General features: G+C 51.9%; 13 protein-coding genes. 5 read left to right on the forward strand and 8 right to left on the reverse strand.

Annotated elements, in window-relative coordinates:
• Positions 1 to 11: 11 nt before the first annotated feature.
• The 5 genes from narI to narK all read right to left on the reverse strand — a co-directional run bounded on the left by narI (position 12) and on the right by narK (position 8,458).
• The gene (gene narI / locus EAS44_RS14520) at positions 12 to 689 is read right to left on the reverse strand and encodes a respiratory nitrate reductase subunit gamma (RefSeq protein WP_001160110.1); all 678 of its coding nucleotides are present in this window, start codon (positions 687 to 689) and stop codon (positions 12 to 14) included.
• Positions 689 to 1,399, reverse strand: a complete 711-nt coding sequence (narJ, locus tag EAS44_RS14525) for a nitrate reductase molybdenum cofactor assembly chaperone (RefSeq protein WP_000571681.1) — start codon at positions 1,397 to 1,399, stop codon at positions 689 to 691. The genes narI and narJ overlap by 1 nt, the downstream gene beginning before the upstream one ends.
• Complete coding sequence (gene narH / locus EAS44_RS14530) at positions 1,396 to 2,934, reverse strand: nitrate reductase subunit beta (RefSeq protein WP_000702647.1); 1,539 nt, start codon at positions 2,932 to 2,934, stop codon at positions 1,396 to 1,398. Before narH ends, narJ begins: the two co-directional genes overlap by 4 nt.
• Positions 2,931 to 6,674: a nitrate reductase subunit alpha gene (narG, locus tag EAS44_RS14535; RefSeq protein WP_000032955.1), complete on the reverse strand. Its 3,744-nt coding sequence runs from the start codon at positions 6,672 to 6,674 to the stop codon at positions 2,931 to 2,933. Before narG ends, narH begins: the two co-directional genes overlap by 4 nt.
• A gap of 392 nt (positions 6,675 to 7,066) precedes the next feature.
• The gene (gene narK / locus EAS44_RS14540; protein WP_000019827.1) at positions 7,067 to 8,458 is read right to left on the reverse strand and encodes a nitrate transporter NarK; all 1,392 of its coding nucleotides are present in this window, start codon (positions 8,456 to 8,458) and stop codon (positions 7,067 to 7,069) included.
• A gap of 338 nt (positions 8,459 to 8,796) precedes the next feature.
• Here narK and narX point away from each other — a divergent pair, with 338 nt between their 5' ends.
• Complete coding sequence (gene narX / locus EAS44_RS14545; RefSeq protein ID WP_000918078.1) at positions 8,797 to 10,593, forward strand: nitrate/nitrite two-component system sensor histidine kinase NarX; 1,797 nt, start codon at positions 8,797 to 8,799, stop codon at positions 10,591 to 10,593.
• Positions 10,586 to 11,236, forward strand: a complete 651-nt coding sequence (gene narL, locus EAS44_RS14550) for a two-component system response regulator NarL (RefSeq protein WP_000070491.1) — start codon at positions 10,586 to 10,588, stop codon at positions 11,234 to 11,236. Before narX ends, narL begins: the two co-directional genes overlap by 8 nt.
• Here narL and ychO read toward each other — a convergent pair whose 3' ends face one another.
• A complete protein-coding gene (gene ychO / locus EAS44_RS14555; protein ID WP_000086194.1) occupies positions 11,237 to 12,631 on the reverse strand; it encodes an inverse autotransporter invasin YchO in 1,395 nt (464 codons plus the stop codon).
• Between the two features lie 184 nt (positions 12,632 to 12,815).
• On the opposite strand from ychO, the gene ychN reads away from it, so the two are divergent.
• Positions 12,816 to 13,169, forward strand: a complete 354-nt coding sequence (gene ychN / locus EAS44_RS14560) for a DsrE/F sulfur relay family protein YchN (protein WP_001169658.1) — start codon at positions 12,816 to 12,818, stop codon at positions 13,167 to 13,169.
• 43 nt (positions 13,170 to 13,212) lie between these two features.
• Here the strand turns inward: ychN and chaC are convergent, their stop codons facing one another.
• Together chaC and chaB are read right to left on the reverse strand one after the other, a co-directional pair.
• Positions 13,213 to 13,908, reverse strand: coding sequence for a glutathione-specific gamma-glutamylcyclotransferase (gene chaC, locus EAS44_RS14565; protein ID WP_000632706.1), 696 nt, complete (start codon positions 13,906 to 13,908; stop codon positions 13,213 to 13,215).
• Between the two features lie 157 nt (positions 13,909 to 14,065).
• Positions 14,066 to 14,296, reverse strand: a complete 231-nt coding sequence (chaB, locus tag EAS44_RS14570) for a putative cation transport regulator ChaB (protein ID WP_001146444.1) — start codon at positions 14,294 to 14,296, stop codon at positions 14,066 to 14,068.
• A gap of 269 nt (positions 14,297 to 14,565) precedes the next feature.
• On the opposite strand from chaB, the gene chaA reads away from it, so the two are divergent.
• Both chaA and EAS44_RS14580 read left to right on the forward strand, forming a co-directional pair.
• Entirely contained in the window at positions 14,566 to 15,666 is a 1,101-nt protein-coding gene (gene chaA, locus EAS44_RS14575; RefSeq protein ID WP_001313768.1) for a sodium-potassium/proton antiporter ChaA, read from the forward strand.
• A 405-nt stretch (positions 15,667 to 16,071) separates the two neighbouring features.
• A complete protein-coding gene (locus EAS44_RS14580; RefSeq protein WP_000170954.1) occupies positions 16,072 to 16,179 on the forward strand; it encodes a type I toxin-antitoxin system toxin Ldr family protein in 108 nt (35 codons plus the stop codon).
• Positions 16,180 to 16,191: the final 12 nt, after the last annotated feature.

Genomic DNA, 16,191 nt, shown 5'->3' on the forward strand with positions numbered 1-16,191 from the left:
CTAAAATTCGCTTAGTGACGAGCGCGCACCAGCTGATACTTACGCGTCAGATACTCCACCGGGACGCTCCAGATGTGCACCAGACGCGAGAACGGGAACAGCAGGAATAACGTCATCCCCAACACCAGGTGCAGACGGAAGATAAACGCCACACCATCAAGGTGTTGAGAAGCACCACCGTGGAAGGTCACTACCGACTGCGCCCAGCCAACCAGTTTCATCATCTCGCTACCGTCCATATGCTGGGCTGAGAACGGAATGGTCAGCAAGCCCAGCGCGCACTGGATAACGAGCAGCGACAGGATCAGGATATCCGCTCCGGTAGTGGTTGCACGCACGCGTGGGCTGAACAGACGACGCTTCAGCAACAGCACGCCACCAATCAGACACAGTACGCCGCTGGCACCACCAGCAAACATCGCCATTTTCTGTTTCACTTCAATCGGCAGCCAGGCTTCATACATCCAGTGCGGCGTCAGCATACCGAAGAAGTGACCGACAAAAATCCCCAGAATACCGATATGGAACAGGTTCGACGCGAGGTTCATCCCTTTGCGATCCAGCATCTGGCTGGACGCCGCACGCCATGTGTACTGCCCGTAGTCATAACGCAGCCAGCTACCAATCAGGAAGACCGCCCCGGCTATGTACGGGTAGATATCAAAGAAGAACATATTCAGGAATTGCATTAGTGCTGTCCTCCGGTGGTGATATTCAGATATTGCGGCGCGACGGCACCGGCAAAGCGACGCTGATGAGCAGTGATTGCTGAATCACCGCAGCCTTTGTCAGCAAAGAATTTAACCTGCTCTTCTTCCCAGACTGCATCCAGCGCCTGCGGCGTATCGTCGCGCGCTTCGTCGGCAATTTTTTCCGCCACTTTGTCGCTGTCGATTGCGGTATTCGCCAGTTTCAGCAGCAGATCAAACAGCACGGCATAACGGCTTTCACGCTGTTGCAGACGCGCGCTCAGCAATGCCAGAATCGGCGCAATATCTTTCAAACCCTCCACGGCTTCGCTTTGCGGCAGCTGCGCCAGGTACTCCAGATACAGCGGCAGATGGTCGGGCAATTCGCGGCTGTTTAACTGCAAGCCGTGCTGCTCGTACTGCGCCAGCAGATCCACCATCGCCTGGCCGCGGTCACGGGATTCACCGTGAACATGTTCAAATAGCAACAGTGACGTGGCGCGGCCACGGTCGAACAGTTCGCTGTACTGCGCCTGGGCATCGAGCGGATCCATCGTCGTTAAATCGCGCAGGAAAATGCCCAGCGCATGGGCATCCTCTTTTGGCAGATTTTTCGACGCGGCAATCGCCTCAAACATCTCTTGTTGATGCTGCCATAAGGCAGCATCCGGATATTCAAGGAGACGCGATACAATCACGAGTTCGATCATGGGTGCGGCTCCGTTTTGCTGGTTACGTCGATGGCATCGATACGGCGGCTGTTGAACAGATTGAATTTGGTATCTGAACCGTGGCAGCCATCACCAAAGGTAAAGCCGCAGCCATTTTTCTCCGGGAAGGCTTCCCGCGCCAGTTCACGATGACTGCTCGGCACCACAAAGCGATCTTCGTAGTTGGCAATAGCCAGATAACGATACATCTCCTGTGCCTGGGCTTCGGTCAGACCGACCTCTTCCAGCGCACGGGTATCGACTTTACCGTCAACGGTTTCAGCACGTTTGTAATGACGCATCGCCAGCATACGTTTCAGCGCGCGCAGTACCGGTTTGGTATCACCGGCGGTCAGCAGATTCGCCAGATACTGTACCGGAATACGCAGGCTTTCGACGTCTGGCAGAATGCCGTTGCTGCCCAGTTCACCCGCGTCTGCCGCAGACTGAATCGGCGACAGAGGCGGCACGTACCAGACCATCGGCAGTGTGCGATATTCCGGATGCAGCGGCAGCGCCAGTTTCCATTCCATCGCCATTTTATAAACTGGCGACTGCTGTGCAGCCTCAATAACGCTCAGCGGAATACCGTCTTTAATCGCCTGCTCGATGACTTTCGGATCGTTCGGATCGAGGAACACATCCAGCTGACGCTGGTAGAGATCTTTCTCGTTCTCGGTACTTGCCGCACGTTCAATCGCGTCGGCATCGTACAGCAGCACGCCAAGATAACGGATACGACCGACACAGGTTTCTGAACATATTGTCGGCTGGCCGGCTTCAATACGCGGATAGCAGAAGATGCACTTCTCAGACTTACCGCTCTTCCAGTTGAAGTAGATTTTTTTGTACGGGCATCCGGTGATGCACATACGCCAGCCACGGCATTTATCCTGGTCGATCAGGACGATGCCATCTTCTTCACGCTTGTAAATCGCACCGCTCGGGCAGGTCGCCACACATGCCGGGTTCAGACAGTGTTCGCACAGGCGCGGCAAATACATCATGAAGGTGTTTTCGAACTGGCTATACATCGCCTTCTGGATGTTGTCGAAGTTCTTGTCTTTCGCCAGCTTGTCAAACTCACCGCCCAGGTCATCTTCCCAGTTCGGCCCTTTTTCGATTTTCGCCATCCGTTCGCCGGTAATCAGTGAACGCGGACGGGCAATCGGCTGTGATTTGCTGCCTTCCGGCGCGGTATGCAGGTTCTGATAATCAAAATCGAATGGCTCGTAATAATCGTCGATCCCCGGCAGATGCGGGTTAGCGAAGATTTTACCCAGCAGCATGGCACGGTTACCCATGCGCGGCTGAAGTTTGCCGTTGATTTTACGGATCCAGCCGCCTTTGTATTTTTCCTGGTTTTCCCAGTCAGTCGGGAAGCCCTGGCCCGGCTTGGTTTCCACGTTGTTGAACCACGCGTATTCCACGCCTTCACGGCTGGTCCAGACGTTTTTACAGGTCACTGAACAGGTGTGGCAGCCGATGCACTTATCGAGATTCAGCACCATGCCGACTTGTGAACGAATTTTCATTTTACGCTCTCCTGTACCTGGTCATTGCCTTCGCCATCTAACCAGTCAATGTTCTTCATCTTACGCACTACAACAAACTCATCGCGGTTAGAACCTACGGTGCCGTAGTAGTTAAAGCCATATGCCAGATGGGCATAGCCGCCGATCATATGCGTCGGTTTCGGCGTGATACGGGTGACCGAGTTATGGATACCACCACGCTGTTGGGTAATTTCCGAACCAGGCAGGTTAACGATACGTTCCTGCGCGTGGTACATCATGGTCATCCCTGCCGGAACACGCTGGCTGACAACCGCACGGGCAGTCAGTGCACCGTTGCTGTTGAAGACTTCAATCCAGTCGTTATCGGCGATACCCAGCTCTTTGGCATCGGCTTCACTCAGCCAGACCACCGGACCACCGCGACCTAAAGTCAGCATCAGCAGGTTGTCGCTGTAGGTGGAGTGGATACCCCACTTCTGGTGCGGCGTCAGGAAGTTGAGCGCTTTTTCCGGGTTGCCGTTGGATTTCTGCCCCATCACTTCTTTCACCGAACGGGTGTCGATCGGCGGACGATAAACCAGCAGGCTTTCACCGAAATCACGCATCCACTGGTGATCCTGATACAGTTGCTGACGACCAGAGAGCGTACGCCACGGGATCAGCTCGTGAACGTTGGTGTAACCGGCGTTGTAAGAAACGTGTTCATCTTCAAGGCCAGACCATGTCGGGCTGGAGATGATTTTGCGCGGCTGTGCCTGAATATCGCGGAAGCGAATCTTCTCGTCTTCTTTATTCAGCGCCAGATGCGTATGGTCACGGCCGGTAAACTCGCTCAGGGCAGCCCAGGCTTTTACAGCTACCTGACCATTGGTTTCCGGTGCCAGCGTCAGGATCATCTCTGCCGCATCAATTGCGGTATTGAGCATCGGCTGGCCTTTTGCCGGACCTTCCGCTTTGGTGTAGTTGAGCTTACGCAGCAGATCCATCTCGCTCTGGGTGTTCCAGGCAATCCCTTTACCGCCGTTACCGATTTTCTCCATCAGCGGGCCGATAGAGGTAAAGCGTTCGTAAGTTGCTGGATAATCGCGCTCTACGACCATAATGTGCGGTGCAGTTTTACCTGGGATCAGGTCGCATTCGCCTTTTTTCCAGTCTTTCACATCCAGCGGTTGCGCCAGTTCAGCGGCAGAGTCGTGCTGGATAGGCAGCGTGACGATGTCAGTTTCTTTACCCAGATGACCAACGCACACTTCGGAGAATTTCTTCGCGATGGCTTTGTAGATTTCCCAGTCGCTTTTCGCTTCCCAGGCCGGATCGACCGCCGCAGACAGCGGGTGAATAAACGGATGCATATCCGAAGTATTCATGTCGTCTTTTTCGTACCAGGTCGCCGTCGGCAAAATGATGTCGGAATAGAGACAGGTGCTCGACAGACGGAAGTCCAGCGTCACCACCAGATCCAGCTTGCCTTCCAGACCGTTGTCCTGCCAGTCCACTTCTTCCGGCTTCACGCCGCCCTGCTGCCCCAGGTCTTTGCCCTGGATACCGTGCTCCGTCCCCAGCAGGTACTTGAGCATAAACTCATGACCTTTACCGGAAGAACCGAGCAGGTTAGAACGCCAGATGAACAGATTACGCGGGTGGTTTTTACCGTTTTCCGGCTGTTCCGCAGCGAAACGGATAGAACCCTCTTTCAGGGATTTAACCGTATAGTCCACCGGATTCATCCCAGCTTTTTCTGCTTCGCGAGCGATAGTCAGCGGGTTAGTGCCTAACTGCGGCGCAGACGGCAGCCAGCCCATGCGTTCTGCACGGACGTTAAAGTCGATCAGGTGTCCAGTATAGCGAGATTTATCCGCCATCGGCGACAGCAGTTCTTCCGCAGTCACGGTTTCATAACGCCACTGGCTGGAGTGGTTATAGAAATAAGAGGTACTGTTCATGTGACGCGCCGGACGCTGCCAGTCGAGGGCAAACGCCAGCGGCTGCCAGCCGGTTTGCGGACGCAGTTTTTCCTGACCTACATAGTGCGCCCAGCCACCGCCGCTCTGACCGACACAGCCGCAGAAAATCAGCATGTTGATCAGACCACGATAGTTCATGTCCAGGTGATACCAGTGGTTCAGCCCAGCGCCGACGATAATCATCGAACGACCGTGCGTTTTATCAGCGTTATCGGCAAATTCACGGGCGATGCGAATAATCTGGCTGCGAGAAACGCCGGTAATCTGCTCGGCCCAGGCAGGGGTGTAAGCTTTCACATCGTCATAGCTGGTTGCACAGTTAACGTCGTTCAGGCCACGTTCCAGACCGTAGTTTGCCAGCGTCAGATCATAAACGGTGGTCACCAGGGCGGTGCTGCCATCAGCCAGTTGCAGGCGTTTCACCGGCAGCTTATGCAGCAGCACGTTTTCCAGTTCCACTTTGTTGAAGTGTTCCGTGCCATCGCCACCAAAGTACGGGAAGCCCACCTCAGCGATCTCATCCTGGCTACCCAGCAGGCTCAGTTGCAGCTCGGTTTCTTCGCCAGTTTTGCCGTCGCGCTGCTCAAGATTCCATTTGCCCTTCTCGCCCCAGCGGAAGCCAATAGAACCGTTCGGCGCAACCATTTCACCATTGGTATTAAAGGCGACAGTTTTCCATTCCGGATTGTTTTCCTGGCCCAGTGCATCCACCAGATCAGCAGCGCGCAGCATACGACCCGCAGCGTAGTAACCGTCGCGCTCTTCCAGCATCACCAGCATCGGCATGTCGGTGTAGCGGCGCACATAGTCGGTGAAATACTGGCTTGGGTTGTCGAGGTGGAATTCACGCAGCATTACGTGACCCATTGCCAGCGCCATTGCCGCATCGGTGCCCTGTTTCGGTGCCAGCCACAGATCGCACAGTTTGGCGATTTCAGCGTAGTCTGGTGTGACGGCAACAGTTTTGGTCCCTTTGTAACGCACTTCAGTAAAGAAGTGAGCATCCGGGGTACGCGTCTGCGGCACGTTTGAACCCCAGGCGATGATGTAGCTGGAGTTGTACCAGTCAGCAGATTCCGGTACGTCAGTTTGCTCACCCCAGGTTTGCGGAGACGCAGGAGGCAGGTCGCAGTACCAGTCGTAGAAGCTTAAGCAAGTACCGCCAATCAGCGAGAGATAGCGCGCACCCGATGCGTAAGAAACCATCGACATTGCCGGAATTGGCGAGAAGCCAGCGACACGGTCCGGGCCGTAATTTTTGATGGTGTAAACGTTAGATGCGGCGATCAGTTCGTTCACTTCCTGCCAGGAAGAACGAACAAAACCACCGCGTCCACGCGCCTGCTTAAAGCTTTTCGCTTTATCGGCGTCTTCAATGATAGAAGCCCATGCCTCAACCGGATCGCTATGCAGCGCCTTCGCTTCACGCCACATTTTCATCAGGCGTTTGCGCATCATCGGGTATTTCAGGCGGTTAGCGCTGTAAAGATACCAGGAGTAGCTGGCACCGCGCGGGCAGCCGCGAGGTTCATGGTTTGGCAGGTCCGGGCGAGTTCGCGGATAGTCAGTCTGCTGGGTTTCCCAGGTGACCAGACCGTTTTTGACGTAGATTTTCCAGCTGCAGGAGCCGGTGCAGTTTACCCCGTGGGTAGAGCGGACGATTTTGTCATGCTGCCAACGCTGGCGATATCCATCCTCCCAGTCACGGTTGGTATTGAGAAGCTGGCCATGCCCATCGGCAAAGGTTTCACCCTTCTGTTTGAAGTAGCGAAACCGGTCCAGGAATTTACTCATCGGTTTTCTCCTGTGGGAGCCTGTCGGCCCTCTGATAAATCGACATTGCTAATGTTTAAGGGCAAGGTAACGCTCTGAAACAGCGTGGGAATTGATAACGATCAAGAGTGATGGGGATGAAAAATAAAGTAAATTCCTGGAATACCCCTTTAGGATAATTAACATTTATAGCATAACAGACTGTAAATTAAGACATTTTACACCTGTAGTTATTTAAACCATTAAGATTTTTATGCAGATGGGTATTAAGGAGTATTCCCCATGGGTAACATATTAATGACTCTTAATGAAATCCAGCGAAATAAGCCATACAACATTAGTATGTTGTAACTAAATGACGCATAAAAAAAGCGCGACATCATGCCGCGCAAAGGATAATCAAATATTACGATTTATTTTTTAGAATGCCGACCATATACCGCCCAGGTAATCACCACGCAGGCGATATAGAAAATCAAAAATACTTTCATTGCGCCGACTGGCGAACCCGTTAATGCCAGCGAGCTACCAAACGCTTTCGGGATAAAGAAGCCACCAATCGCGCCAATCGCAGAGATGAAACCCAGCGCCGCCGCCGTGTCGGTTGCCGCTTCACGCATCGCACGTTCGTCAGAACCCCCTTCTGCTTTCACACGATCCATTGTCAGTTTACGGAAGATCACGGAAATCATCTGGAAAGTGGAACCACTACCCAGCCCAGCGGTCAGGAACAGCGCCAGGAAGACTGCGAAGAACGCCATGAAGCTTCCGCCCTGTCCGTCAGTCGGTAAGGTCAGGAACAGCAGGCCGCTGAAAATCGCCATCAGGATAAAGTTCACCAGAGTGACACGAGTTCCGCCCAGACGGTCAGATAATGCACCACCTGCAGAACGCGCCAGCGCACCAATAAACGGCCCGAAGAAAGCGTATTGCAGAATCTGAACATCCGGGAACTGCGTTTTTGACAGCATCGCAAAGCCCGCGGAGAAGCCGATGAAGGAGCCGAAGGTTGCCAGATACAGCAGGCTCATAATCCACAGATGACCCCGTTTGAGTACCGGCAACTGCTCCTTGATGGAGGCTTTCGAGGTAGCAAGATCGTTCATGCCAAACCACGCCGCAATGGTGAAGATGGCAAGGAACGGCACCCATATCCAGGACGCATTCGCCAGATACAGCTCAGTCCCATCCGGCTGTTTGACGCCCTGGCTACCAAATACTGCGAAAATCGACAGTGATACCACCAGCGGAGCAACCAACTGCATGACGCTGACGCCCATGTTGCCCAGACCACCATTCAGACCCAGCGCGCCACCCTGCTTCTGTTTCGGAAAGAAGAAGCTGATGTTTGCCATACTGGATGCGAAGTTCGCGCCAGCAAAGCCGCACAGCAGAGAAATGATGATGAAGACGCTATAAGGCGTGGAGGTATCCTGCACGGCAAAACCCAGCCAGACGCAAGGAATAATCAGAATACCGGTGCTGAACGCCGTCCAGCGACGACCACCGAAGATAGGAACCATAAAGGAGTATGGAACACGTAATAACGCGCCAGAAACCGAAGGCAGCGCAGTCAACATAAATAGCTGATCGGTCGTAAAATTAAAACCGACTTTCGGTAAGTTCACCGCAACAGCGCTGAACAACATCCATACGCAAAACGCCAGCAGCAGACAGGGAACGGAAATCCACAGGTTGCGGCTGGCAATACGTTGACCGCGTTGTTGCCAGAACGCAGGATCTTCCGGTCGCCAATCTGTAATGACAGCTCCAGTAGCCCTTTCGGGGGCGGATGAGTGACTCATAGACACCTCTGATACTCGTTTCGATGTCTGCCACCTTAGTGTCTGTAGCTAAAGGCAATTTGATGTAAATCAAACGATAAGATAACTTTATCTATCATTGATATTTATCATTATCCATAGTGAGTACAGTGATTTCATAAAAATTATGAGATTTTTCACGGTGCTGTAAAATCCCTACCCTTACCGATGTAAAGCGACTAACCACACGGCAAATAAGGAGTAACTCTTTCCGGGTATGGGTATACTTCAGCCAATAGCCGAGAATACTGCCATTCCAGAATGTATCGTCACATTCATTAAGGTTATTGCTCATTTAAAGCCTGAAGGAAGAGGTTTACATGCTTAAACGTTGTCTCTCTCCGCTCACCCTGGTTAATCAGGTTGCGCTTATTGTGTTGCTTTCTACTGCTATTGGACTGGCAGGGATGGCGGTTTCTGGCTGGCTGGTGCAAGGCGTTCAGGGCAGCGCCCATGCGATCAACAAAGCGGGATCGCTGCGCATGCAAAGTTACCGTCTGTTGGCAGCAGTGCCATTAAGCGAGAAAGACAAGCCCTTAATTAAAGAGATGGAACAAACAGCATTTAGCGCCGAGTTGACTCGAGCAGCAGAACGAGACGGGCAACTGGCGCAATTACAGGGTTTACAAGATTACTGGCGTAATGAACTGATCCCTGCACTGATGCGTGCACAAAACCGCGAAACGGTGTCAGCGGATGTCAGCCAGTTTGTTGCCGGGCTTGATCAGCTGGTATCTGGTTTTGATCGCACCACGGAAATGCGCATTGAGACAGTGGTGCTGGTCCATCGGGTAATGGCGGTATTTATGGCACTTTTACTGGTATTCACTATTATCTGGTTGCGGGCGAGATTGCTACAACCGTGGCGGCAACTGCTGGCAATGGCGAGTGCCGTCAGCCATCGCGATTTTACCCAACGCGCAAACATCAGCGGGCGCAACGAAATGGCGATGCTTGGAACTGCGTTGAACAATATGTCTGCAGAACTGGCCGAAAGTTATGCCGTACTTGAGCAGCGGGTTCAGGAGAAAACCGCCGGGCTGGAGCATAAAAATCAGATCCTCTCTTTTTTATGGCAGGCCAACCGCCGATTGCATTCCCGCGCCCCGCTGTGTGAACGCCTGTCACCTGTACTCAACGGATTACAGAATTTAACCCTGCTACGTGATATCGAACTGCGGGTGTATGACACTGATGATGAAGAGAATCATCAGGAGTTTACCTGCCAGCCAGATATGACTTGTGATGATAAAGGCTGCCAGCTCTGCCCGCGCGGCGTATTACCCGTTGGCGATCGCGGCACAACCCTGAAGTGGCGGCTGGCTGACACTCATACGCAGTACGGTATTTTGCTGGCGACCCTGCCGCAGGGGCGTCATCTTAGCCATGATCAACAACAACTGGTGGATACCCTGGTTGAACAACTCACCGCCACGCTGGCGCTGGATCGCCATCAGGAACGTCAGCAACAGTTGATCGTGATGGAAGAGCGTGCCACCATTGCGCGCGAACTGCATGATTCTATTGCCCAATCTCTCTCTTGCATGAAGATGCAGGTGAGTTGCTTACAGATGCAGGGCGATGCGCTGCCAGAAAGCAGCCGCGAACTGTTAAGTCAGATCCGTAACGAACTGAATGCATCCTGGGTGCAGTTGCGTGAATTGCTCACCACATTCCGTTTGCAGCTCACCGAGCCTGGATTACGTCCGGCGCTGGAGGCGAGTTGCGAAGAGTACAGCGCCAAATTTGGCTTCCCGGTGAAGCTGGATTATCAATTGCCGCCTCGTCTGGTGCCTTCGCATCAGGCAATCCACTTGTTGCAAATTGCCCGTGAGGCATTAAGTAACGCCCTCAAACATTCGCAAGCGAGTGAGGTCGTGGTGACGGTGGCGCAAAACGATAATCAGGTCAAACTGACCGTCCAGGATAACGGCTGCGGCGTGCCTGAAAATGCCATCCGCAGCAATCACTACGGCATGATAATAATGCGCGACCGTGCGCAAAGTTTACGAGGCGATTGCCGCGTCCGCCGTCGTGAATCAGGTGGCACCGAAGTGGTGGTCACCTTTATTCCCGAAAAAACTTTCACAGACGTCCAAGGAGATACCCATGAGTAATCAGGAACCGGCTACTATCCTGCTGATCGACGATCACCCGATGTTGCGAACTGGCGTAAAACAGCTTATCAGTATGGCACCAGATATCACCGTGGTTGGCGAAGCGAGTAATGGCGAACAGGGTATTGAACTGGCGGAGTCTCTTGATCCCGATCTGATCCTGTTAGATCTCAATATGCCCGGCATGAACGGTCTGGAAACGCTGGATAAACTGCGCGAAAAGTCCCTCTCCGGGCGCATTGTGGTATTCAGCGTCTCTAACCATGAAGAAGATGTGGTCACCGCACTGAAACGCGGCGCGGATGGCTATCTGTTAAAAGATATGGAACCGGAAGATCTGCTGAAAGCGTTACATCAGGCAGCTGCTGGCGAAATGGTATTAAGCGAAGCATTAACGCCTGTTCTGGCCGCCAGCTTGCGCGCTAACCGTGCCACTACTGAGCGCGATGTTAACCAGTTAACCCCACGCGAGCGCGATATTCTCAAGCTAATTGCCCAGGGTTTGCCGAACAAGATGATTGCCCGCCGCCTGGACATCACCGAAAGCACAGTAAAAGTTCACGTCAAGCACATGCTGAAGAAAATGAAGCTAAAGTCTCGCGTGGAAGCTGCGGTATGGGTGCATCAGGAGCGCATTTTCTGATTACGGTTCCCAGCGCAGTTCGTCGTTTGACAATGCGTCGAACGGTTCGACAAGCGTTAGCGTGATCTCATTGGAGGAGACACGCTGCCCCTGGTTATCTTCCACCACCACTGACAATCGCCAGTGATTGCTTGCGCCTTCCCCGTTTTGCCAGTCAGGCATGATCAGCGTCCAGCCCTCCTCACTGTTGGCTTGTGCGCCCGGCGTCAAACTTAATATCTGCGTATCGCCCTGCCAAATCAGTTGCCGAATACCGTAACGACTGCGGATTTGTAATTTCAGCGGCACTGTTTCGCCAGGTTTTAGATCCCACGGAGGTGTCGCCAGAAACACCGTTAACGTTTTTCGCTGTCGGTACTCAAGAGTCGGCAGATTATTTCGCTGCGGATTGTCATAGCGACTACCACGTAACGACTGACTTTCGGCAACCTCGCCCGCAGAAAGTTGTTTTTTGAGCGGTACACCAAAGCGGTAGTTAAGATTCAGCCCGAGGTTATTTTGATTCTCGCCACTTTCACCCTGTTTATGCTGGGCCGTCACAGTGACTAAGGGCACAGGGGTGTAATTTAATCCCAGACTCAACGCGACGGGATTGTGATAACCCGTACCAGAGTTAAACAAATCGACACGATCACCAAAATACTGTTCTACGCTGACACTGGTATTGAGGTGTTGATAGAACGGCATGCGCATCCGGGCTGTCAGGTCGTACCCGCGCGCCATCCGTTGTTCCTGCGTGGCTGTCTGTTCATGCCATGCAGCAAACGGCTGATAAAAGTTTGCCGATAGTCGCAAATATTCGCCCCACGCTTCAGCGCCAAAGCCCGCTCGCTGAAGATTTTCGTCCAGCAAGTTGTCATAAAAAGTGTTATAACCCACCAGCCAGCTGCCGCGCGCCCAGCGTTGCCCAACGCCCACATTGCTCACCAGCCCATCATCCTGCTGAGTAAGACCAAGCTGGCTCCAGGTGAGATAACGATCATTATCTTGTAACGGCACAAACCAGCTTCCACGACTGCCGGTGAAATGTCCTTCGTTATCCACTTTGACGTCAACACTGGCATTTCCCCACGGTGATAGCCAGGACTCTACGTGCTGATTAACCTGTTGACTAAGCGCGTCGCGGACCTTTCCCAATGCGAAAGCTTTTGCCTGCTCGCCAGTATCCAGCCCGTTATCATTCATACTGGTTTCGCCGAAATCTTTCACAATTTCAGCAAAGTGTTTTTCCCCATCATGATTTTCAGGTGCCATGCCTAAATCCGGCAGACCATCATTGTTATTATCAAAGGGATTTGCCGCTTTTTGCTCGAAGGTAGATTGTGCGTTAGCTGTACCGCCTGCCGCCAGCAAGAGTAAATAAAACGGAATAATGCGAGGAACGAAACGGCTCAAAACGTCGGTAACTTCCGGTAAAAATGAAAAACCATAGCCTTAAAGAATAACGATTACTGGCACCTTTTGTCGTATTTTCTCGCGCTTTCAGGAAAATCCTTAAAAATGTGACCGATTGGTCAGACGCTGCAGAAGCAGTAAGATAGAAGATGAGTGTCTAATTCCCTGAATACAGGAGTAAATAATGCAAAAAATCGTGATCGTTGCCAATGGCGCACCTTACGGGAGCGAATCCTTGTTTAACAGCTTGCGGCTGGCCATTGCGTTACGAGAGCAGGAGAACAATCTGGATCTGCGTCTGTTCCTGATGTCTGATGCGGTCACAGCCGGGTTGCGCGGGCAAAAACCAGGGGAAGGCTACAACATTCAGCAAATGCTGGAGATCCTTACCGCTCAGAATGTACCGGTGAAATTGTGCAAAATCTGTACCGACGGGCGCGGGATTAGTACACTTCCTCTGATTGATGGGGTGGAAATCGGTACTCTTGTTGAACTGGCGCAATGGACGCTGTCAGCCGATAAAGTGCTCACATTTTAATGTTTGAGGGGGCGTCTGACGCCCCACTATGAGGAAAGTTTACTCAGGCGAATCCCGGCCGTAACACACCATCCGGATAATTCTCCGCCAGCAGTTTTTTTACCGATACCAGCAATTCATTCAGCCCATCGTCCTGCATTCCCAGTTTGATAAGCTCCTGTTCCAGTGAAAACAGGTATTGTGCATTGGTTCCCAGCGGACCGCTCGCCGCCGCAATCAACGGCGCTATGACCTGAGCGCGAGTGTCAGATTCATATTCTGGATGTCGCGGGTCCATAATAAACACAATGGCGTTTACTGTGCGTCCATCATCAAGATCAAGCTGACACCAGGTTGGCAGATAACAGCCGGTAATCATCTCGCGCTTCCACAGCAGGGTTAGTTCCTGCTCCAGCGTCTCTTCTGGCAGTCGATAGGCGACGCCTGTGGTGCGTCCGCCCTCTTTCAGTGCAAGCATTCGTCCCGGCTGGTGCGCAGTCCCGCGCCCGGCGGTCAGGCGCAGGCAAAACGCGCGATGCCATCCAACCAGTGTACCGGTGCACGACTCGGTAAACTCCAGTGCCGGATTCCACATCAACGATCCATAACCGAAGATCCACACCGGTCCCTCATCAGGTCGACAAGCCAGCGTCGCCGCCAGCGAAGCCGCCCGTTGTTCTGCTGACCATAAGAGTGATTCTTCAATGGCACCAAATGCCGTTTTACAATCGGCATTCATCAAGAAATCACGCGTTATCACCTTACACCTCCGCCACTGCATACTTCCCTGCGACAACTTTTTGGTGTCTTCCGGACATTTTTACTGCTCATTTTGAAACCACTAACGGGACAATATGCAATCCACGGACCACTTGCAAGGCAACACCGCACGAATAGCTTTAACTAAGCTACCAGTTTTACGATTTTTTATGCCATTTATCATCATCCCCTTTGGCATATTCATGCTTCACAGCAGCCCAGGCCACTTTATGCGCTGTTTCTTCGCGACTGGCGTCATCACGCCGATCTTCTTTATCTTTATATTGATCCCATGCGCTGTTGAACGCTTCTTTATAGATATCCTGGGCATGAGACGGAAGCACGTGCTTTACGCTTTCCGGCAGATCGCTTTTCGTTTTATACGGCATCGTTGACTCCTTTTACAAAGTTGAACATTAAGTGTGGTCAACAATATCTACTCTTGCCAAAACATAAGAATTTTCATGTCAGACTCTTCTTAAGAAGTGCTAAAACAAACATTGTCTAAACGTATTACTTATTTTTATGCCCAAATGAGTAAAAAATCGACAGCGGGGTAAAAATTCGTAAAATGTTACCGATATCCAGACAATTTCTGTTATTTTTCCTACCTATTTTTTACATTTTCGATAAATTCATCTGTAAAGGGATAACCATAATGTCAAATGCTCAAGAGGCGGTAAAAACCCGCCACAAGGAGACTTCGCTTATTTTCCCGGTTCTGGCGCTGGTAGTGCTGTTCCTGTGGGGAGGCAGCCAGACACTACCAGTGGTCATTGCCATCAATCTTCTTGCGCTTATTGGTATTTTAAGTAGCGCCTTTAGTGTTGTCCGTCATGCGGACGTATTAGCCCATCGCCTAGGAGAACCTTACGGTTCGCTTATTCTTAGCCTTTCAGTGGTTATTCTTGAAGTCAGTTTGATTTCAGCTTTAATGGCAACCGGCGACGCCGCGCCAACGCTAATGCGTGATACGCTCTATTCAATCATTATGATTGTTACCGGTGGGCTGGTTGGCTTTTCATTATTGTTGGGCGGACGCAAGTTTGCCACCCAATATATGAATCTGTTTGGTATCAAGCAGTATTTAATTGCGCTGTTCCCCCTGGCGATAATCGTACTGGTATTTCCAATGGCTCTGCCTGCGGCGAATTTTTCAACAGGTCAGGCGTTACTGGTAGCATTAATTTCTGCGGCAATGTATGGCGTATTTTTGCTGATCCAGACCAAAACGCATCAAAGTTTATTTGTCTACGAGCACGAAGATGACAGTGATGATGACGACCCGCACCACGGTAAACCGTCTGCCCATAGCAGCCTGTGGCATGCTATCTGGTTGATTGTCCATCTGATTGCCGTTATTGCGGTGACCAAAATGAACGCCAGCCCGCTGGAGACATTGCTCGACAGCATGAATGCCCCTGTCGCCTTTACTGGCTTCCTGGTGGCTCTGTTGATTCTGTCGCCGGAAGGTTTAGGTGCGTTAAAAGCAGTGTTGAACAACCAGGTCCAGCGCGCGATGAATCTGTTCTTTGGTTCAGTGTTAGCAACCATTTCGCTTACCGTACCTGTCGTCACGCTAATTGCCTTTATGACGGGTAACGAATTGCAGTTTGCACTTGGTGCGCCAGAAATGGTGGTGATGGTGGCCTCTTTAGTGCTGTGCCATATCTCCTTCTCCACCGGACGTACTAACGTGCTCAATGGCGCAGCGCATCTGGCACTGTTTGCCGCCTATTTGATGACGATATTTGCCTGACAGTTATATCTCCTCCGATGACGGAAATCGGGGGAGATAATATAAATTCCTGCTTATTGTATTTCTTCATACTACCTGGACAGGTCGTTAATCAGAATTGCGAGCCTGTACCACAACCTGCACGAAACCACTGCAACAGCTGTTGAAAAGCCGGAATGTACTCTTCAATGCAAACATTTCAGGGATGAAGTGAAGATGAATTGCGACGTAGTATCCACACCAAGCCGGCGTTATCCGGTGAGGCGCAATGTTGCGGGGGCTTTATCCCTGGTGGCATTGGTTGCTGGAAAGAGAAAACCCCCGCACGTTGAGAGGTAAAACCTGACAACAGAACGGGGGCTAATCTTGAACCATCAACAATTCAAGAATAGCCGCAAAATGTTGTCATTACAACAAGGCGGCTATATGACGCTCGCGCAGTTTGCCATGATTTTCTGGCACGACCTGGCAGCACCGATCCTGGCGGGAATTATTACCGCAGCGATTGTCGGCTGGTGGCGTAACCGGAAGTAAGGTGAAAACGGG

Origin of the sequence: Escherichia coli DSM 30083 = JCM 1649 = ATCC 11775, from assembly GCF_003697165.2 — a bacterium.
Taxonomy (GTDB): domain Bacteria; phylum Pseudomonadota; class Gammaproteobacteria; order Enterobacterales; family Enterobacteriaceae; genus Escherichia; species Escherichia coli.

Coding starts and splice junctions, on each gene's coding strand:
- chaB (WP_001146444.1), bottom strand. CDS start 14,296: ATGCCGTATAAAACGAAAAGCGATCTGCCGGAAAGCGTAAAGCACGTG.
- narX (WP_000918078.1), top strand. CDS start 8,797: ATGCTTAAACGTTGTCTCTCTCCGCTCACCCTGGTTAATCAGGTTGCG.
- narJ (WP_000571681.1), bottom strand. CDS start 1,399: ATGATCGAACTCGTGATTGTATCGCGTCTCCTTGAATATCCGGATGCT.
- narH (WP_000702647.1), bottom strand. CDS start 2,934: ATGAAAATTCGTTCACAAGTCGGCATGGTGCTGAATCTCGATAAGTGC.
- narI (WP_001160110.1), bottom strand. CDS start 689: ATGCAATTCCTGAATATGTTCTTCTTTGATATCTACCCGTACATAGCC.
- chaA (WP_001313768.1), top strand. CDS start 14,566: ATGTCAAATGCTCAAGAGGCGGTAAAAACCCGCCACAAGGAGACTTCG.
- narG (WP_000032955.1), bottom strand. CDS start 6,674: ATGAGTAAATTCCTGGACCGGTTTCGCTACTTCAAACAGAAGGGTGAA.
- narK (WP_000019827.1), bottom strand. CDS start 8,458: ATGAGTCACTCATCCGCCCCCGAAAGGGCTACTGGAGCTGTCATTACA.
- narL (WP_000070491.1), top strand. CDS start 10,586: ATGAGTAATCAGGAACCGGCTACTATCCTGCTGATCGACGATCACCCG.
- EAS44_RS14580 (WP_000170954.1), top strand. CDS start 16,072: ATGACGCTCGCGCAGTTTGCCATGATTTTCTGGCACGACCTGGCAGCA.
- ychN (WP_001169658.1), top strand. CDS start 12,816: ATGCAAAAAATCGTGATCGTTGCCAATGGCGCACCTTACGGGAGCGAA.